This is a genomic window from Sphingobium sp. S6, from assembly GCF_905120495.1.
GTDB lineage: Bacteria > Pseudomonadota > Alphaproteobacteria > Sphingomonadales > Sphingomonadaceae > Sphingobium > Sphingobium agri.
This window is the reverse complement of record NZ_CAJHOG010000001.1, coordinates 524,466-542,058: the sequence shown is the minus strand read 5'-3', so window position 1 is coordinate 542,058 and position 17,593 is coordinate 524,466. Positions and strand designations below refer to the sequence as shown.

The 17,593-nt window shown below is 60.1% G+C and carries 17 protein-coding genes; 5 read left to right on the top strand and 12 right to left on the bottom strand.

Annotation, left to right across the window (positions count from 1 at the left end):
* The first annotated feature begins 51 nt into the window (after positions 1–51).
* The gene (locus SPHS8_RS02805) at positions 52–1,860 is read left to right on the top strand and encodes a sensor domain-containing diguanylate cyclase (RefSeq protein WP_201513822.1); all 1,809 of its coding nucleotides are present in this window, start codon (positions 52–54) and stop codon (positions 1,858–1,860) included.
* Here the strand turns inward: SPHS8_RS02805 and SPHS8_RS02800 are convergent.
* Both SPHS8_RS02800 and SPHS8_RS02795 read right to left on the bottom strand, forming a co-directional pair.
* A complete protein-coding gene (locus tag SPHS8_RS02800) occupies positions 1,846–2,535 on the bottom strand; it encodes an ABC transporter ATP-binding protein (RefSeq protein ID WP_201513819.1) in 690 nt (229 codons plus the stop codon). The genes SPHS8_RS02805 and SPHS8_RS02800 overlap by 15 nt on opposite strands.
* A complete protein-coding gene (locus SPHS8_RS02795; protein ID WP_097091490.1) occupies positions 2,528–3,778 on the bottom strand; it encodes a lipoprotein-releasing ABC transporter permease subunit in 1,251 nt (416 codons plus the stop codon). The genes SPHS8_RS02800 and SPHS8_RS02795 overlap by 8 nt, the downstream gene beginning before the upstream one ends.
* Positions 3,779–4,239: 461 nt before the next feature.
* On the opposite strand from SPHS8_RS02795, the gene SPHS8_RS02790 reads away from it, so the two are divergent.
* Complete coding sequence (locus SPHS8_RS02790) at positions 4,240–4,704, top strand: Hsp20 family protein (RefSeq protein WP_097091489.1); 465 nt, start codon at positions 4,240–4,242, stop codon at positions 4,702–4,704.
* Positions 4,705–4,764: 60 nt separating this feature from the next.
* Here the strand turns inward: SPHS8_RS02790 and SPHS8_RS02785 are convergent, their stop codons facing one another.
* The 8 genes from SPHS8_RS02785 to ccmC all read right to left on the bottom strand — a co-directional run bounded on the left by SPHS8_RS02785 (position 4,765) and on the right by ccmC (position 11,679).
* On the bottom strand, positions 4,765–6,693 hold the full coding sequence (locus tag SPHS8_RS02785; RefSeq protein ID WP_201513817.1) for a potassium transporter Kup: 1,929 nt from the start codon (positions 6,691–6,693) through the stop codon (positions 4,765–4,767).
* A 130-nt stretch (positions 6,694–6,823) separates the two neighbouring features.
* Positions 6,824–7,471, bottom strand: a complete 648-nt coding sequence (locus SPHS8_RS02780; protein WP_201513815.1) for a tetratricopeptide repeat protein — start codon at positions 7,469–7,471, stop codon at positions 6,824–6,826.
* Complete coding sequence (locus SPHS8_RS02775; protein WP_201513813.1) at positions 7,468–7,878, bottom strand: cytochrome c-type biogenesis protein; 411 nt, start codon at positions 7,876–7,878, stop codon at positions 7,468–7,470. Before SPHS8_RS02775 ends, SPHS8_RS02780 begins: the two co-directional genes overlap by 4 nt.
* Positions 7,875–8,402, bottom strand: a complete 528-nt coding sequence (locus SPHS8_RS02770) for a redoxin family protein (protein ID WP_201513810.1) — start codon at positions 8,400–8,402, stop codon at positions 7,875–7,877. Before SPHS8_RS02770 ends, SPHS8_RS02775 begins: the two co-directional genes overlap by 4 nt.
* Entirely contained in the window at positions 8,399–10,330 is a 1,932-nt protein-coding gene (locus tag SPHS8_RS02765; RefSeq protein WP_201513809.1) for a heme lyase CcmF/NrfE family subunit, read from the bottom strand. Before SPHS8_RS02765 ends, SPHS8_RS02770 begins: the two co-directional genes overlap by 4 nt.
* Before the next feature lie 46 nt (positions 10,331–10,376).
* The gene (gene ccmE, locus SPHS8_RS02760; RefSeq protein WP_201513808.1) at positions 10,377–10,823 is read right to left on the bottom strand and encodes a cytochrome c maturation protein CcmE; all 447 of its coding nucleotides are present in this window, start codon (positions 10,821–10,823) and stop codon (positions 10,377–10,379) included.
* A complete protein-coding gene (locus SPHS8_RS20575; protein ID WP_268933216.1) occupies positions 10,820–10,951 on the bottom strand; it encodes a hypothetical protein in 132 nt (43 codons plus the stop codon). Before SPHS8_RS20575 ends, ccmE begins: the two co-directional genes overlap by 4 nt.
* 5 nt (positions 10,952–10,956) lie before the next feature.
* Positions 10,957–11,679, bottom strand: a complete 723-nt coding sequence (gene ccmC, locus SPHS8_RS02755) for a heme ABC transporter permease CcmC (protein ID WP_201513807.1) — start codon at positions 11,677–11,679, stop codon at positions 10,957–10,959.
* 182 nt (positions 11,680–11,861) lie between these two features.
* On the opposite strand from ccmC, the gene purF reads away from it, so the two are divergent.
* Together purF and SPHS8_RS02745 are read left to right on the top strand one after the other, a co-directional pair.
* A complete protein-coding gene (gene purF, locus SPHS8_RS02750) occupies positions 11,862–13,340 on the top strand; it encodes an amidophosphoribosyltransferase (protein ID WP_201513800.1) in 1,479 nt (492 codons plus the stop codon).
* A gap of 93 nt (positions 13,341–13,433) precedes the next feature.
* The gene (locus SPHS8_RS02745; RefSeq protein WP_201513798.1) at positions 13,434–14,144 is read left to right on the top strand and encodes an SDR family NAD(P)-dependent oxidoreductase; all 711 of its coding nucleotides are present in this window, start codon (positions 13,434–13,436) and stop codon (positions 14,142–14,144) included.
* Positions 14,145–14,148: 4 nt separating this feature from the next.
* Here the strand turns inward: SPHS8_RS02745 and SPHS8_RS02740 are convergent, their stop codons facing one another.
* Together SPHS8_RS02740 and SPHS8_RS02735 are read right to left on the bottom strand one after the other, a co-directional pair.
* Positions 14,149–15,414 (bottom strand): SAM-dependent methyltransferase, encoded by a 1,266-nt coding sequence (locus SPHS8_RS02740; protein ID WP_201513789.1) that lies wholly within the window; start codon positions 15,412–15,414, stop codon positions 14,149–14,151.
* Between the two features lie 36 nt (positions 15,415–15,450).
* Entirely contained in the window at positions 15,451–16,827 is a 1,377-nt protein-coding gene (locus SPHS8_RS02735) for a cryptochrome/photolyase family protein (protein WP_201513788.1), read from the bottom strand.
* 181 nt (positions 16,828–17,008) lie between these two features.
* Between SPHS8_RS02735 and SPHS8_RS02730 the strand changes: the two genes are divergently transcribed.
* The gene (locus SPHS8_RS02730; protein ID WP_201513787.1) at positions 17,009–17,494 is read left to right on the top strand and encodes an RNA pyrophosphohydrolase; all 486 of its coding nucleotides are present in this window, start codon (positions 17,009–17,011) and stop codon (positions 17,492–17,494) included.
* Positions 17,495–17,593: the final 99 nt, after the last annotated feature.

The window sequence follows — 17,593 nt, the reverse complement described above, 5'->3', positions numbered from 1 at the left end:
CTTTCCACCCGGTTAAGCATTCTCCAACCTCTCCGATATAGTGTGCGCCCCATGCGTTTGTCGACGATCACCAATTGGGCATATGGCGCCACCCTATTGCTTACCCTCGCCTCCGGAACCACGATGCTCATGGCCTCGGGCGCTGAGAAAAATGAACGCGAAGCAGTTGCGCAACGCGCGCGCTTCGATCAACTGACCTCGGCGCTGCTGGAGGACAGCTATCGCCAGACCGAACAGGCGCGATCCTTTTCGATCACCGGCGATCCTACCCACCTCGTCGCCTATCAGCGTGAAAAGGCCGCGCTGCGTTCAGTGGAACAGCGGATCAGCCATTTGCGCGACGCAGGCGCGACAGAGGGCGAACTCAGGGCGCTGCGCGACGCGCTGCATTGGGCGGATGCTTTGACCGATGAGCAGGAGGCTGCACTTCGCGCGGCCCAGGCAGGCGATCAGAACACTGCGCGAACCATCCTGTTCGGTGACGAATATGGCCGGGAGCTTGATCGGATCGCCGCTCAGATCGGCAAGTTCCAATATATGTTGGACCAACGGACCGAAGCAGCCATAGCCCGCGCCACCGCGACGGCGCGCCAATGGCGCAGCATGTCCGAAATCATGCTCGGGGCGACCGCGCTCCTGTTCCTCTGCGTTCTCTATTTCATCCTCAAACAGCGCATCCTGCATCCCGTCGTGCGCCTTAGCGACGTCGTCACGCGCCTGGCCGCGCAGGACTTCGCGGCCATTCCGCCGGACATTTCCCATGTGGATGAAATCGGCGACATGGCTCAGGCTATCCGAATCTTCCGGGAAAATGGCCTTGAACGCCAACGGCTGGAAAAGGAACGCGACGCCGATCGCATCATGCAGGACCTTCTTTCCCGCATGACGCAGCGGCTTCAGGGTTGCGACAACAGCGCCGATCTTACTGGCGTCGTGCGGCGTTTCGCCCCGGAAATCGCGCCGGGCTTCGCGGGCAGGCTGTACATCTATGATGCGCGCCGAAACGCCATGCGTCAGGCCTGCGACTGGCTGTCCCCGCAATGGTCCAAGGCGGAATTCTCCCCGTCAGCCTGTTGGGCGCTGCGTCGCGGGCAAACGCACCGGCCCTCCGGCAACATCATCGACATCCCCTGCGAGCATCTGGGTTCGGAAAGCGCTGCTCCCACCATCTGCATGCCGCTGGCAGCACAGGGGGAAACGATCGGCCTCCTGTATTTCGAAGAACCTGCCAACGTCTCGGCCGATCAGATCGAACGGAGCGAGAAATATCTGGAGATGCTGGCCGAAAATATCGGGCTGGCCCTTGCGAACCTCCGCCTTCGCGACGCCCTGCGCGAAATGGCGATGGTCGACGCGCTGACCGGCCTGTCGAACCGGCGGCAATTCGACGCAGCCATTGAAGATGCCGTCGCGGTCAGCAGCCGGGACCGGTCTCCCCTCGCCTGCCTCATGATCGACATCGATCATTTCAAGCGGTTCAACGATGCGCATGGCCATGACGCGGGCGACGCCGTGCTGCGGGCAGTCGGCAATGTTCTGAACGAATCCCTCCGCGAAGATGGCTACGCCTTCCGCCTCGGCGGTGAAGAATTCGTACTCCTGATGCCGCACTTCTCCCTGGATCAGGCGATCGACCGTGCACGGCAGGTTCAGGCCAGGATCCAGAACCTTCGCGTGCAGCATGGCCATCAGCAGCTTGGGCCGGTCACGGCATCGTTCGGGCTTGCCGCTTATCCTGATCATGGAAGGCCCAGCCAACTCGTCCAAACTGCGGATGCCGCCCTCCTCCGGGCGAAGGCCCAAGGCAGAAACCAAATTGTGGTGGCAACTGTCCGGGACGACGCCTCAGTTCAGGTCTGAAGCCTCTTCCAGCAGCCCTTCATGAAGACGCACGACGCGGTCCATCTTTTCCGCGAGCCGTTCATTGTGGGTCGCCACCAGAGCAGCTGAACCTTCCTCCCGAACCAATCGGAGAAACTCTGCCAGCACGATGTCGGCGGTGCGCTCATCCAGGTTGCCGGTGGGTTCGTCCGCCAGGATCAGAGCGGGCCGGTTCGCCAATGCGCGGGCGACGGCGACGCGCTGCTGCTCGCCGCCCGAAAGCTGGCTCGGACGGTGATCAATACGATGACCCAGACCCAGGGACGTGAGCAATGATTCGGCACGCGCGCGGGCCGCGCTGTTGTCCTGGCCACGAATGACCTGCGGCAGGATGACATTTTCCGCCGCGTTGAAATCCGGAAGCAGATGGTGGAACTGATAGACGAAGCCCAGCGCGTCCCTGCGCAGCCGCGTCCTTCCGTCATTATCAAGGCGCGCGGCTTCCTCGCCATCGATGCGGATCGACCCGTCGAAGCCGCCTTCCAAAAGGCCAACAGCCTGCAACAGCGTGGACTTGCCAGAGCCTGACGGCCCGAGCAGCGCCACGATCTCGCCCTGCCCCACGGTCAGGTCGACGCCGCGCAAAACCTCGATCGTCACGCCGCCCTGGGTAAAGCTGCGCTTCAGGCCAGCAACCTTCAATATGTCATTCATAGCGCAGCACCTGCACGGGATCGGTATTGGCGGCCTTGAACGCCGGATAAAGCGTCGCCAGGAAACTGAAGATCAGCGCCATGAGGCAGATGATCGTGATCTCTATCGGATCGGGTTTTGCCGGCAACTCGGTCAGGAAGCGGATCGAAGGGTCCCACAGATTCTGCCCCGTCATGAACTGGATCGCATTCACGACGCTCTGACGGAAGAAGAGGAAGGTGAAGCCAAGCACCAGGCCCGCAGCCATCCCGAGCGACCCAATCGTCACGCCCACGGTCATGAAGATCTTAACCAGGCCCACCCTGCTCGCCCCCATGGTGCGCAGGATCGCGATGTCGCGCGTCTTTGCGCGAACCAGCATGATCAATGACGAAAGGATGTTGAAGACGGCGACAAGCACAATGATCGAAAGCACCACGAACATCGCCACCCGCTCGACGGCCAGCGCCTCGAACAGGGACGCGTTCATCTGCCGCCAATCGGTCACGACCGCGCGGCCTGCGACCTTCCCGGCCAGCGGCTCCAGGATCGTGCCGACCCGATCGGCATCGACCGTCTCCACCTCGATCATGCCGACCACATCGCCCAAGAGCAGCAGCGTCTGGGCATCCTCCATCGGCATCACCACGAAGGCCTTGTCATAGTCGTACACCCCGACCTCGAAGATCGCAGCGACTTGGTAGGATATCTGGCGCGGCACCGTTCCAAAGGGTGTCGACCGGCCTGCCGGATTGATGATCGTGATGCTGTCACCTAGCTGAAGACCAAGATTTTCGGCCAATCTTGATCCTATGCCGACCTTACCCGCATTGGCGGTAAGATTGTCCATGCTCCCCGCGAGCACCTTTGCCTTCAGGGTCGCATTGTTCCGGATGTCGTTGACGGTCATGCCACGGACAAGAACGGCTTCGACCCGCCCCTGGAAGCTGCCGAGCAGTGGCTGCTCGATCAGCGGTGTGGCGCTGGTGACACCCGGCGTCGCCTTCGCTTCATTCAGGATCGAACGCCAGTCCGGCAACCGTCCGCCATAGCCTTGAACCACGGCATGGCCATTCAACCCGACGATCTTGTCGAACAACTCTGCCCGGAAGCCATTCATCACGCTCATCACGATGATGAGCGCTGCGACGCCAAGCATCACGGCGGCCAGGCTGATGCCCGCGACCAGGAAGATGAATCCCTCTCCCTTGCCAGGCAGCAGATAGCGCTTGGCGATCATGCGTTCGTAGCGTGATAAGATCATGGTGGCGCGAACGGCCCTTTATGTGATGTCGATTAGTGCCCGTCTAGCAGGGTCTCCACTAACGGCAAGCGCAACGGATTGTTGCACGTCAGCCACAGGGGTGAAGGGAAAATCTTCGGCCAAGGAAATAGCCCGTGACAGCGGCCTCCGCGGGCCATAGCAAAGTCAACGAAGCACAGGTTAATGGCCGTGGTTCAGGGATACTGCTTCCCACTTCAAGCTTAGGGGGCTGAGAAGTGGTCGAGGCAGGCCAAGGGGGAGACGAGCAATCGTCCATTAGTGCCCGGATCGTGGAAACGCGGTCCGGGCACTTTTGATTCCGCCCATGACAGGCCTCTTGAAACCGGTTTTCCTTCAACCATATCAACCTCGCGCGTCCGCCAAATGGGGTCGCGCATCGTATCGCCGGATGCCTTTTTGAGGGTCCGGTATGTTCATTTTGCTCTGATGGAGATTATGACATGCGTGGTTTTGACCTTACCCCCTATCGCCGCTCCACCGTCGGTTTCGATCGTCTCTTCGACCTGATCGAAAACAACGCACGGTTGCAGCAGGGCGACAACTACCCACCTTTCAACATCGAACGGCTTTCCGAGGACCGTTACCGCGTGACGCTCGCCGTCGCCGGTTTCCGGACGGATGAGATCGACATCACCGCGCAGCAGAACCTGCTGCAGGTTGTGGGACGCAAGGACGATGGCGCGAGTTCGGATCGTTCCAAGTTCCTGCATGTCGGTATCGCCAATCGCAGCTTTGAAAGGCGCTTCGAGCTTGCCGACTTCGTGCGGGTGGAAAAGGCCGATCTTGCGGACGGCCTGCTGACGATCGAACTCGTCCGCGAAATCCCCGAAGCGATGAAGCCGAAGAAAATTTCCATCAACGGCGGTCAACTCGTCGATATCAACAAGGATCGCGACGCGGCCTGATCCGCTGCCGTTTAGGAATGTTCATGGGGCGCGGCCTGATGGCCGCGCCCTTTTCTGCGTCTATATTTCTACCTGGCTGCCCAATTCGACGACGCGGTTGGTCGGCAAGCGGAAAAATTCCATCGCGCTTTCAGCGTTGCGCAGCATCCAGGCAAAAATCTTCTCTCGCCACAGCGGCATTCCGGGCTTGGCGGACGGCAACAATGTCTGCCGAGCGAGGAAGAAGCTGGTTTCGATCATCCGAAATGCCTGCCCGCATCCCGTGACATTCTTGAGCGCCGCCGGAACATCCGGCTCCTGCATGAACCCATATTCCAACACGAGCCGGAAGAAGCCTTTCCCAAGGTCCTCCAACTTGCACCGGCCATCCTCTTCCACGACCGGCACATCCCTGATTTTCACGGTTAATAAGATGACTCGTTCATGCAAAACCTTGTTGTGCTTCAAATTGTGCAGAAGCGCATGCGGAACTCCGTTCGACGTCGATGTCATGAAGACCGCTGTTCCCGGCACGCGAACGGCGCTGTTTGCTGCCGACGCCACGAACACCGGGATAGGCATGGCGCCCTCGCGCAGCCGATCCTGCACCAGCCGGCGGCCCCGCGACCAGGTCGTCAGCAGCGTGAACACCACAAATCCGATCAGCAGCGGGAACCAGCCGCCATCCGGCACTTTGGTGAAGTTCGCTGCGAGATACGCCCCGTCAACGATGAAGAACACTGCCAGCAGTGGTGCCGAATAATACCAGCGCCACTTCCACAACCGGTAAAGCAGCACGGTCAGCAGCAGATTGTCGATGAACATCGCGCCAGTGACTGCGATACCATAAGCGGCGGTGAGATTGGACGATGTCTGGAACACCAGCACAAGCAGGATCACCATCACCATCAGCCCCCAATTGATCATGGGGATATAGATCTGCCCGGCAGTCGAGGCGCTGGTATGCGCAATCCGCAGGCGCGGCATGAAGCCGAGCTGGATCGCCTGTTGCGTGACCGAAAACGCGCCGGAAATAACCGCTTGGCTCGCGATGATGGCAGCCAGGGTTGCAAGGCCGACCAGCGGCAGCTGTGCCCATTGAGGGGCAAGATGATAGAAGGGGCTGTGCAGCGCCGCCGCACCTTCGCGGAACAGCAGAGCCCCCTGCCCCATATAGTTCATCATCAAGGCGGGGAGCACGAAGAAGAGCCACGACACGCGGATCGGGCTGCGTCCGAAATGGCCCATATCCGCGTATAGCGCTTCCGCGCCCGTCACTGCGAGAACGACCGCGCCAAGGGCGAGGAAAGCCGGTAGCGGATCGGTCAGAAAAAACATGACCGCCCAATAGGGGTTGAAGGCGTAGAGAATACCCGGCGTCTTGATGATGCTGATCACGCCCAACGCCGCGATCGTCACGAAATAGACGAGCATTATCGGACCAAAAAAGGCAGCGACCCGATTGGTCCCCAAGCCCTGAATCCAGAACAGCCCCAGCAATATGACCACAGCGGCCGGCAAGATCGCTGGCGCCAGCTGGGAGTTGTAAACTGCCAGCCCTTCGACGGCCGACAGCACCGATACGGCCGGGGTGATCATCGAATCGCCATAAAAAAGCGAGGTTGCAAATACGCCCAGCAAAACGATTCCGCGAGACCAACGCTGCGTTTTGGTCTGCCCGTTGATTAATGCAAGAAGGGCAAGACTCCCCCCTTCGCCCTTATTGTCGGCGCGCATGATGATCGTGACATATTTGAGCGTTACGACCAGCATCATCGACCAGAACATCAGGCTGATGACACCCAGGATGTGATCGGGATCGAGAGCCAGATGATGATGGCCAGCGAACGTTTCGCGGAACGCATACAGCGGGCTGGTGCCGATGTCGCCGAACACGATACCGACCGCACCCACGACGAGTTTCAGCGTGGCCTTCTGACGCGCGTGCCCGTGCTCTTCGGCCGATTCGTCGCCGGAGTGGTCGACGCCGCTCGCCATGTGATCAGCCATGAAGGAAACGCCAGATGGTCATATTCATACGACACTCAAGCCTAGGCGATGTACGGGAAAATTCCCAATATTCATTAAGAAGGGGCGCCCCCTACCACGCCTCCATGACCAGCGCAATTGAACCGCCATATCACTGGGCGACAGGCGTTCCCGCTGCCAACATTGCGTCGATACGCGCAATGCTGAGTTCCAGTTCCGCCTTGATTTCCGATCCTTCGGGAGCTCTAGCGGCCAAAGGCGCCCACAGCTCCTTTGCGGCCTGCAACTGACCGGCGCGAACGAGGGCCAAGCCATAAAAATAAGGTGGCGCAGGGGCGTCCGGGTCCAGCGTCATCGCACGACGATAAGCAAAGTCGGCGCTCGGCGACACCACCCCACCCGCATGAGCGATCAAAGCGTTCCCAAGCCCCAGCCATAAATTGGGATCATCGGGCGTCTGCTTCAGGCCCGCCAGTAGGACATTTGCCGCCTCTTTGGTCTTGCCTTGCCTGCCGAGGCCATCCGACAACATCAGCCACTGTCCAGCCTTGCCGTAGCGCTCCGCCATTCCGCGGCGCCGCTCTGCGAGTTGCTCGTCAAACTTCCCCCTGTCCGTGGAAGCCGATGCCATTTTCGGCTGCCCAGGCAATCCGGGGCTTCCTTGCCAAGCATAACCGGCGAGCCCAAGCAGCACAGCCGCAGCCGTCAGCTCCCATGACATGCGCGGAATGCGCCCTACCGCGATGAGAAACGCCATGAGACAGAATGCAAAAGCCGCCGCTATCAGCCAGCCGTTCATCGCCGTGCCTTCCGTTTGATCCGGCCACGCAACAGCAGCAAACCAAGACCGATCAGCAATAATGGCGCGCCCCAAAGCGGCCAGAGAACCGGGTCAGCTGTGGGCTCATAGCTCACCCAATCACCATATCGCTCGATCAGCCAGCGGCGAATATGTTCGGGCTCTTCCCCGGCCATGATCCTTTCCCTGATCTGCGACCGCATATCGCCAGCCATGCTTGCATTGCTGTCTGCGATTGACTGGCTTTGACAGGTGAGGCAGCGGATCGTCTCCATCAACGCCTTTGCCTTGCGCTCCAGTGCAGGATCACTGATCTGGCGGTCCGCATAGGGAGCAGGAGGAAGCGCCGACTGCGCGAGAAGCGGGGGGCTCAACAGCAGTGCGAACAGTGTCAGCAGGGCCTTCACCGGGCATCCTCCAACTGCTGGAGGATCATGGGAATATCGTCCGCCCGCATGTCGCCCACATGTTGATAGGCGATCCGGCCTTTTCCATCGATGACGAAGCTTTCCGGAACGCCGGATGAACCCAAGGCGATCTGCACGCTGCTGCGCGCGTCGAGCCCGATCCGGGCATAAGGATTGCCATAGCGCGCCAGGAACCGGTCCACATCCTCACGAGCGTCACGGATTGCGATGGCATCGATCTCCACCCCTGCCCGCTTCAAGGCGAGAAGTTGGGGCGCCTCGGCGGCACAGGGCACACACCAACTGGCGAAGATGTTCAGCAGGCGCGGTTTGCCCGTTGCCAGCTCACGGCTCATCAACGCGGGCCGATCGCTCGCCGCTGGCGGCAGAGTGAAGTCGGGCAAGGTCTTGCCCACCTGCTTCGACGTGATGACGCGGTCGTCAGGCTTCAACAAACCACTGGCGAAAAGGATGAAAAATCCCGCAAAGAGTGCCAGCGGCAGCCAGATCAGCAGCTTCCTCATGCGGCCCCCGCCTTGCCGCGCCATTTGAGAAGCCAGCCACGACGCTCACGTCCCACCAGCGCCAACGCGCCACCTAAAGCGATTAGCGCACCGCCGAACCATATCAGCGTGACGAACGGCTTCCACCAAACCCGAAGTTGCCAGCGTCCCTGGTCGGCCTCCTGGCCTAGCACGACGTAAAGCTGACCATTCCAACGCGTCAGCAACGCTGCCTCGGTCGTGGTCGTGGGAGGTGACGGGAAAAAGCGCGATTGTGGATGCAGCATGACGGGGGCACCTCCATTCTGGCTCGCTTCCATGTCAGCCTGCAACGCAGTCCAGTTATCGCCTGCTACCGGAACGATCCGCGTGAGACGCAATTTCCAACCCGCCGCTTCGACCACGTCACCGGGCCGAACCGCCGCAAGCTTTTCCACGGTGAAAGCGGAATCGCAGGACATGCCGGCAAGACTGACGGCACACCCCAAATGCGCAACAACCATTCCCCAGGTGAACAGAGGGGTACGCCGCAAATTACGCTTCCAGAGTGGGGCCACACTTCCCGCCGCGACAGCCAGGGCAATGACCAGCCCGAGGAACGGCAGCACGCCGATCCGGCCCCATGCCAGTATAGCCACAGCAGCAAAGGCGATCATGGCGATGACGGCCGGGACGATCAATCGCCGCCCAACCTCAGCCAAATTGTCCCGGCGCCACCGAGTCAAAGGTCCTGCCGCCATGACGATCATCAGGATCAGTGCGATGGGTCCCGCTATCCGATCGAAATAGGGCGCACCGACCGAGACCTTGTGCCCAAAGGCTTCGGTAAGAAGTGGATAGAGCGTCCCGATCAACACCAGACCAAGGATGACAGAGAGCAGCAGATTGTTGACCACAAGCATGGTCTCGCGGCTGACAAGCTCAAAAGGCGCTCCCTCGCGTACCGCACCCACCCGCCATCCGAAGAGCGCGAGCGCTCCCCCGATGTAAATTCCCAACAGGACCAAGATGAAGCTGCCGCGCTCAGGGTCGACCGCGAAGGCATGCACACTGGTCAGGATGCCCGAACGGACAAGGAATGTGCCGACCATCGACATCGAAAATGCGATAACCGCCAACATCACCGTCCACGCGCGCAGCGCATCGCGCGTGGCGAGCACCGTAACGCTGTGCAAAAGCGCTGTCGCCGCCAGCCACGGCATCAACGACGCGTTCTCGACAGGGTCCCAAAACCACCAACCGCCCCAGCCCAGTTCATAATAGGCCCAATAGCTGCCAGCCGTGATGCCGAGCGTGAGGAGTATCCACGCAGCCAGAACCCACGGCCGCATCGCCCGTGCAAAGGATGCATCCACCTGCCGCGTCAGCAGCGCGCCGATCGCGAAGGAAAAAGCCACCGACAACCCGACATATCCGAGATACAGGGTGGGCGGATGGAAGGCGAGGCCAGGGTCCTGCAACAGCGGGTTGAGCCCTTGACCATCAGCCGCGGGCGGATTGATCCGCGCGAAAGGATTGGAAGCAAAAAGCAGAAATGCATAGAATCCAAGGCTGATCGCAGCCTGTCCGCCGAGTGTCGCCATATGCGTATCTCGCCGTAGCGCTCGTTCGAACAAGGCCACCGCAGCGCCAGCCACGCCCATGACGGTGACCCAGAGCAGCATGGACCCTTCATGATTGCCCCATGTTCCAGCGAACTTGTACAGCCATGGCTTCATCGAATGGCTGTTGTTGGCGACCAGCAACACGGACATGTCCGATCGCATGAACAGCGCGATCAGTGCGGTGAAGGCGATGGTGGTCAGCGCCCCTTGGGCGACCGCTACCGGCCGCACGGCCTCGAGCAGTTCGCTTTTCTTTCCCGCCAGTCCGAAAGCCACCAGACCTAATTGAAGAAACGCGAGCGCTGCGGCCAGCCATAGCGCGACGAGACCTGCTTCTGCGATCATGCCGCCCTCACCGCTGACCGAGGCCCGATGGTCATGAATGCCGCTCTCACCGGCCCGCCTTCATCTCGTGGGTCGTTTCGTTATATTGCAGGCCTTCCAGCTCCCGAGGCATGTAACGTTCGTCATGCTTCGCCAGCAGGTTCGTGGCAACGAAGGTGCCCGCGCCATCAAACGCCCCTTCCGCAACTACACCAGACCCTTCCTTGAAAAGATCAGGCGCAATACCCTTGAATACCGCAGGAACAGTCGCCTTCCCGTCGGTCACGTCAAAATGCAGGGTTACGCCGTCTGCCGCCCGCTTGAGGCTGCCGTTGACCACCATGCCGCCGAGACGAATGGCTTTGCCCTCTTCTACACCTTTCGCGCGAACGTCGGCGGGCGCATAGAAATAGGCGGCTTCGTCGCGGAGCGCAGAGGCAGCGAGCAAGCCCGCACCGATCAAGGCGAAGAGCGCGACCAGCGCGAGGACGAGGCGTTGATGCTTCGCTTTCATGACCTGTCCGTCAATTTCTGCGCCGCTGCCTCCGCGTCGCGCATGGAGCGCCAGCAGGAAAGGCACAGGACGAGCGTGCCCAAAAAGGTCAGCGCGTAGGCGCCGGCGACAAAAGCCCACTGATCCATGTCGATTACCCCCGCGCCAGCCGCTGCATGCGCGCCTCAACCTTATTCCGCGCCAATATGGTCCGCATCCGCATCAGCACGATTGCCCCGAACAGGAGGGAAAATCCCGTGAGCGTGAAGCCAAGTGGCCAGAGAAGCGACAGGTCGATGCTTGATCCTCGCAGCGTGATGCTGGGGCCCTGATGCAGGCTGTTCCACCACACGACCGAGCGATTGATGATGGGGATATTCACGGCCCCGACAAGACCGAAGATTGCCGTCACGGAACTGACGCCACCCTGATCCTGCCGCGCACTTGCATTGGCCAGCGCTATATATCCCAGATAGAGGAAGAAGAGCACCAGCATGGAGGTCATCCGACCGTCCCATTCCCACCACGTTCCCCAGGTGGGACGGCCCCAGATAGATCCCGTGACGAGGCAGATCGCGGTAAATAATGCGCCTGGAACTGCAATGGCCCGCCCCGCAACAGCTGCAAGCGGATGCCGCCATATAAGCTGCATCAGCGCGGATATCGCGATCCCGGTCCATCCCGCCATCCCCAGCCATGCGGCAGGCACATGAATATAAAGAATCCTTACCGTTTCACCCTGCAGATAATCAGCCGGGGTAACAAGAAGACCGCAACCCGCACCTGCCAAAAGCAGTATCAGCCCAGGCCAGAACAGCCAGGCGGTCAGCGGCCGCGCGATCTTCAGGAAGCGGGCAGGATTGGCAAAACGGTGCATTTGGAGAGGCTCTTTAGCTCTGCCTTACGCGCAAAGCCAGTAGCGCTTTTCTGTCCGCGACCACCCAGGAAACTTTCCCATCTTCGCCGCTCGACAGCCTTTTTTGTTTCAGACAGGCGACAAATCAGGATCGAGCCACTATATGCGCGCGAAGCAGCCCTTTGAGGCGCACGGCATCGGCTATGGACCCGCTCGCACCCATGTTTACGACAAACCCGTTCGACGACGACAAGCTGCGTGAAGAATGCGGCATCTTCGGAGTCATCCAGGCGGAGACCGCTTCGGCGATCGTCGCACTTGGACTCCACGCATTGCAACATCGCGGTCAGGAAGCTGCTGGCATCACCAGTTGGGATGGCCATGATTTCCACACCCACCGGGCGATGGGCCATGTGGCGGGCAATTTCGACCGTGATGAAGTGATTCGCGCCCTGCCGGGCAATACCGCATCTGGCCATGTCCGCTATTCAACGACGGGCGAAACCTCGCTCCGCAATGTGCAGCCGCTTTATGCAGAGCTTAATTCCGGTGGCTTTGCCGTCGCACATAACGGCAATATCTCCAACGCCATGAAGCTTCGGCGCGAGTTGATCCGGCGCGGTTCGATCTTCCAGTCGACTTCCGATACCGAGGTGATCATCCATCTGGTCGCAACCTCGACCTACCGGACGCTGCTCGACAAGTTCATCGACGCGCTGAAGCAGATCGAGGGTGCTTATTCACTAATCGTGACGACGCCTGAAGGCATGATCGCATGTCGCGATCCGCTTGGTATCCGGCCCCTGGTGATGGGAAAGCTGGGTGACGCCACGATCTTCGCGTCTGAAACCGTCGCATTCGATGTCGTCGGTGCTGAACATGTCCGCTCTATCGATCCTGGCGAGCTTGTCATCGTTACACATGATGGTGAGGTCCGGAGCCACCGCCCGTTCGGCGACGTACACCCCCGCCCCTGCATCTTCGAACATGTGTATTTCAGCCGCCCCGATTCTATCGTTGATGGGTCGAGCGTCTATTCGGTTCGCAAAGCCATCGGCGCTCAACTGGCGATCGAGAACCCGGTCGATGCCGACTTGGTCATCCCCGTGCCCGACAGCGGCGTGCCTGCGGCGATCGGCTATGCCCAACAATCCGGCCTCCCGTTTGAGCTTGGCATCATCCGCTCGCACTATATCGGACGTACATTCATCCAGCCGGGGGACAAGGTTCGGCACCTTGGCGTCAAGCTCAAGCATAATGCGAATCGAGCGCTGATCCAGGGCAAGCGCATCGTCCTCATCGACGACTCGATCGTTCGTGGGACCACCAGCCTCAAGATCGTACAAATGATGCGCGAAGCTGGGGCCAAGGAAGTGCACATGCGCATTGCCAGTCCGCCGACGAAGCATAGCTGCTTCTATGGCGTGGACACGCCCGAGCGCACCAAGCTTTTGGCGCATCGTCTGGATATCGGCGGAATGCAGGATTTCATCCATGCCGACAGCCTGTCCTTTATCTCGATTGACGGGCTCTACAAAGCGCTGGGCGAGGCAAAGCGGGCGGACATCCGGCCGCAATATTGCGACGCCTGCTTTACCGGCGACTATCCCACCACACTCACCGATCAGGATGATGCCGTGGTGCAGAACCAGCTTGAACTGCTCGCCGAGCGGGTTGTCTGATCGCTAAAGCAAATCTGGATGGCTGCTCGGCCTGAGCAGCCATTCCCTTTTCAATGAACGGCCTTTCACTCAGAAGGGCGAACAGGATACCTCATGTCCACTCTTCCTCTTTCCGGTAAGCTTGCCTTGGTAACCGGCGCGAGCCGCGGGATCGGCGCTGCCACCGCCAAGGCGTTGGGCGCTGCCGGTGCTCACGTCATTTTGACGGCCAGAACCGCTGGCGGGCTTGAGGAGGTGGAAGAATATATTCACGGCGTCGGCGGCAGCGCGACCATCGCGCCACTTGACCTCATAGATGGAGAGAGCATCGGACGACTGGCGCAGGCGGTATCTGGCCGGTGGCAGGCTTTGGATGTCCTGGTGCTCAATGCCGCAACGCTCGGTAGCTTGGCCGCAGTTCCCGCTATCGATACCAAGGAATTTGCCCGGCAGCTCACCTTGAACATAGCGGCACCGCAGGCCTTGATCGCGGCATTCGACAAAATGCTTCGCGCTAGCGCTGATGCCCGCGTCGTTGCGATTACCTCATCGGTCGCACGTGCGCCCCGCGCCTATTGGGGCGCCTATGGTGCATCCAAGGCGGCGCTCGAAACGCTCGTCAGCGCCTATGGCGAGGAAGTGAAAAATATTTCCGCGATCCGCGCCCATATCGTTGACCCCGGAGCAACGCGGACCGCCATGCGGGCCAGAGCCTATCCAGGGGAAGATCCGGCAACGGTGAAAGAACCGGAGGTCGTTGGCCAAGCGATCGCCGACCTCGTCCTGTCGGACCAGCCGAACGGTTGTCACCTGCGCATAGATTGATTCGTCAGCCGGGCTTGACCAGCGTAACCTGGGCGACATCGATCGTGCCGCTCCTGAAGCCGCCTTCACAATACATGAGGTAATAGCGCCAAAGCGCCACGAAGTGCTGGTCGAAGCTGGCGGGTAGAAGGCCGCGATCGACAGTGCGATCGAATTGCTCGCGCCATCGCCTGAGTGTCTCCGCATAATGCTGGCCAAAATGGTGAACGTCTCGCCATTCCAGCCCTTCGGCCTCCGCCAGAGCCCTGAAGCGGCCTTCGGAAAGCAACATGCCGCCCGGGAAAATATAGGTCTGAATGAAATCAGCTCCACGGGCATATCGATCGAAAATGGCATCATCGATCAGAATATATTGAACCGCGGCTCGCCCCCCGGGCTTCAGAAGCCTGTGGATCGCACTCACATAGGCAGGCCAATATTCCTGGCCAACGGCTTCCACCATCTCCACACTGGCGATGGCGTCATATTGACCTTGGGCATCGCGATAATCACGCAGGAGGATATTGGCTCCGACACCCAGCCGTTCACGCGCGTAATCGGCTTGCTCGGTCGATAGCGTCAGCCCATCATAGCGGATGGCGCAGCGCTGCATTGCCTGCTCGGCAAGCCCTCCCCATCCGCAGCCGATCTCCAGCAGCGCACTGCCCTGCTTGAGGTCGAGCCGATCCAGTATCGCGTCCACCTTGCGTTGCTGCGCGCGCTCTAGGCTTTCGCTCCGGTCGTCTGGATCGCGAAACAACGCGCTCGAATAATGCATGTTGCGGTCCAGCCAGAGGCCGTAGAAATCGTTCCCCAGGTCATAATGATAAGCGATGTTGCGACGCGATCCCCGCCGATTATTGCGCCTCAGGCGATGCGCAAGCGCCGCAAACCATCGTCCCGGGCCGTTCGGGCGCGCGACATTGCCCAAAGTCGCAGCATTCGCCATGAACAATTCAAACAGCGGGACCGGATCGGGACTGCTCCACTCACCTGCAGCCCACGCCCTGTACCAACCGACCGACCCACCAGCGATCAGCCGCAATAGAGCACGCCAGCGGACCAACCTGACTTCGCAAGCGGGCCCTCCCGCCTGCCCGCCCAACATCCTGATCGTGCCATCGGGCAGCGTCGCTTCGATTTTGCCCTTCTCAAGTCCCGAATCGATGCGGTCCAGAAGGCGGTGGAAGTGGGGTGCAGCCAGGCGCTCCAACCAACGGCTCGGCTCATCCTCAGGCAATCGGCGCACGGCTGACGCGCGCCTGCCACGCTTGGGATCGATTGCGTTCATACCCTCACCTCTGCAGCTCGCTCATAGATCCTGTCGTTACGCTCTGCTGCGCCGATATGCGGCAAGCGCACGTCCGCGCGCCTCGCGATGCCCTACGCGCTTGGGAGGATAGGATCGCGGTCTTGCTTCAAAGGCGTCAGGATCATGAATTGCCTTTTCATCCAGATGCACCAGTTCAGGCACCCACCTCCTGATATAGTCCGCCGCCTCGAATTTTGGAGACTGCGTTAGTGGCGCCATGATCCGTGAAAACAGGTTTGCGTCAACACCGCTCCCAGCCACCCATTGCCAGTTCACGCTGTTGTTCGCATAGCTTGCGTCAACGAGGGTATCCCAAAACCATTGAGCCCCGTGCCGCCAATCGATCAGAAGATGTTTAATGAGAAAGCTCGCGGCGATCATGCGGACTCGGTTATGCATCCATCCGGTCGTCCAAAGCTGCCGCATTCCGGCATCCACTATCGGATAGCCTGTCTGCCCTTGTTTCCACGCCGCTAAATCGGAGCCTGCTTCGCGCAAATCCCGCCAGGGCATCCGGTCGAAACCGGCACGAGCATTCTGTGATCCATAGGCTGGGAATGCCCGAATTTGAGTATGCGCATAATCGCGCCAGAGCAGTTCCTTGAGGAAGGTTGTGGCGTTGGTCGCTGCATCACTGATGCGGTGCCACACATAAGCGGGCGAAACCTCGCCGAAATGCAGGTGGGGGGAAAGTCGGGATGTGCCTTCGATCGAGGGAAGATTGCGTGCCGTGTCATACTCGTCAGCTTCATCCATGAACGACGCAACATTCTGGCGGGCGCCGGCTTCCCCAGGAGACCAGTCGTCAGAGAAATGGACAGCCCAATCAGGTTTGCTGGGAAGCAAGTCCCAATCGTCGAGGGACTCACTTTTAGGCCACTTATGGGGAGAAGCGATCTCAGCAGGGGCCGGACTGGCGATCGCAGGCGGCATATGCTGCATCGCGGCGCGGGCAAAAGGAGTGTATATCTGATAGGGCTTTCCACCAGATGTGCGGATGCTGCCGGGCGGGAGCAGTAGCATGCCTCCATGCAATTGAAGGTCGAGATCGCGGGCTACTGCCTTTTCCGCATTGCGCCACCATGGTTCATAGTGCGCCAGCGCATGCACCCGTTTAGCGCCCGTCTCCCGGCTTAGCCGCTGCAGTTCCTCTACGCTCTTCCCTCTGCGCAAGATAAGACGGGATCCCTTGCGGCGAAGGCTATCATCCAGTGATTTGAGGCTATGGTGGAGCCACCATCGTTGCGCGCTTCCCATTTTCCACTGCTTGGGCGTTGCATCGTCTAGAATGTAGACCGGGATAACGGGTCCTTCGCTGGCCGCCTGCGCCAAGGCAGCTTGATCGGAGAGGCGGAGGTCCTGGCGGAACCACAGGATGACGGGATCGGACATATCACAGCTTTGCCATTGCTGGGCGAGGCTTCCAACCCCTCGACCATTTCGGCGCGAAAAGCTGTCCAGATACGGCACTGTATTTTTTAGCTCATGGACGGGCGCAGGTCGGCCGATTATCTTGGCAATATAGAAAGCTGCGGCCCAGGGTTAGCGGCGAGGACATTGATCAGGGGACAATATGGCGTCAGTGCCAAATGATTCGGAACTCGGGTATCGGCCTTGTGTCGGCGTGATGCTCGTCAACATGGACGGCAAGGTTTTTGTCGGCCAGCGGATCGATAGCCAGGTGGAGGCTTGGCAAATGCCGCAAGGTGGGATCGACCACGAGGAAGAGGAAAAAGCAGCCGCGCTTCGTGAACTTGGCGAAGAAACGGGGATCAGGCCGGATCATGTCGAGATCATCGCGAAGGCGCGGGACGAACATCTTTACGACCTGCCGCCTGAACTCATCGGGAAGCTGTGGGGCGGCAAGTTCCGCGGCCAGAGGCAGACGTGGTTCCTGGCACGCTTTCTCGGCACTGATGGCGACATTGATATCGCTACCGCTGACCCGGAATTTTCGGAATGGAAATGGATCGAGCCGGAAGCGCTTCCCGACGTCATAGTTCCTTTCAAGCGCAAGCTCTACCGGGACATTCTGCAGGAATTCAAAGCGCTCATCTAAAAGCCACCGCGAGGGTGGAGGCGGGCAGGCTCGTTTGATAAGCTCCGGTGCATGAGGGCGCTGTCCTTTCCTGATCGAGCCCTGGCGGTGGAGGTGATG

Bases quoted from the DNA above. Each gene is read 5' to 3' on its own strand.
- SPHS8_RS02745 (WP_201513798.1), top strand. From the start codon at position 13,434: ATGTCCACTCTTCCTCTTTCCGGTAAGCTTGCCTTGGTAACCGGCGCG.
- SPHS8_RS02740 (WP_201513789.1), bottom strand. From the start codon at position 15,414: ATGAACGCAATCGATCCCAAGCGTGGCAGGCGCGCGTCAGCCGTGCGC.
- SPHS8_RS02800 (WP_201513819.1), bottom strand. From the start codon at position 2,535: ATGAATGACATATTGAAGGTTGCTGGCCTGAAGCGCAGCTTTACCCAG.
- SPHS8_RS02780 (WP_201513815.1), bottom strand. From the start codon at position 7,471: ATGAACGGCTGGCTGATAGCGGCGGCTTTTGCATTCTGTCTCATGGCG.
- SPHS8_RS02795 (WP_097091490.1), bottom strand. From the start codon at position 3,778: ATGATCTTATCACGCTACGAACGCATGATCGCCAAGCGCTATCTGCTG.
- SPHS8_RS20575 (WP_268933216.1), bottom strand. From the start codon at position 10,951: ATGGATCAGTGGGCTTTTGTCGCCGGCGCCTACGCGCTGACCTTTTTG.
- SPHS8_RS02770 (WP_201513810.1), bottom strand. From the start codon at position 8,402: ATGAGGAAGCTGCTGATCTGGCTGCCGCTGGCACTCTTTGCGGGATTT.
- SPHS8_RS02765 (WP_201513809.1), bottom strand. From the start codon at position 10,330: ATGATCGCAGAAGCAGGTCTCGTCGCGCTATGGCTGGCCGCAGCGCTC.
- ccmC (WP_201513807.1), bottom strand. From the start codon at position 11,679: ATGCACCGTTTTGCCAATCCTGCCCGCTTCCTGAAGATCGCGCGGCCG.
- SPHS8_RS02805 (WP_201513822.1), top strand. From the start codon at position 52: ATGCGTTTGTCGACGATCACCAATTGGGCATATGGCGCCACCCTATTG.
- SPHS8_RS02735 (WP_201513788.1), bottom strand. From the start codon at position 16,827: ATGTCCGATCCCGTCATCCTGTGGTTCCGCCAGGACCTCCGCCTCTCC.
- SPHS8_RS02785 (WP_201513817.1), bottom strand. From the start codon at position 6,693: ATGGCTGATCACATGGCGAGCGGCGTCGACCACTCCGGCGACGAATCG.
- purF (WP_201513800.1), top strand. From the start codon at position 11,862: ATGGACCCGCTCGCACCCATGTTTACGACAAACCCGTTCGACGACGAC.
- ccmE (WP_201513808.1), bottom strand. From the start codon at position 10,823: ATGAAAGCGAAGCATCAACGCCTCGTCCTCGCGCTGGTCGCGCTCTTC.
- SPHS8_RS02790 (WP_097091489.1), top strand. From the start codon at position 4,240: ATGCGTGGTTTTGACCTTACCCCCTATCGCCGCTCCACCGTCGGTTTC.
- SPHS8_RS02730 (WP_201513787.1), top strand. From the start codon at position 17,009: ATGGCGTCAGTGCCAAATGATTCGGAACTCGGGTATCGGCCTTGTGTC.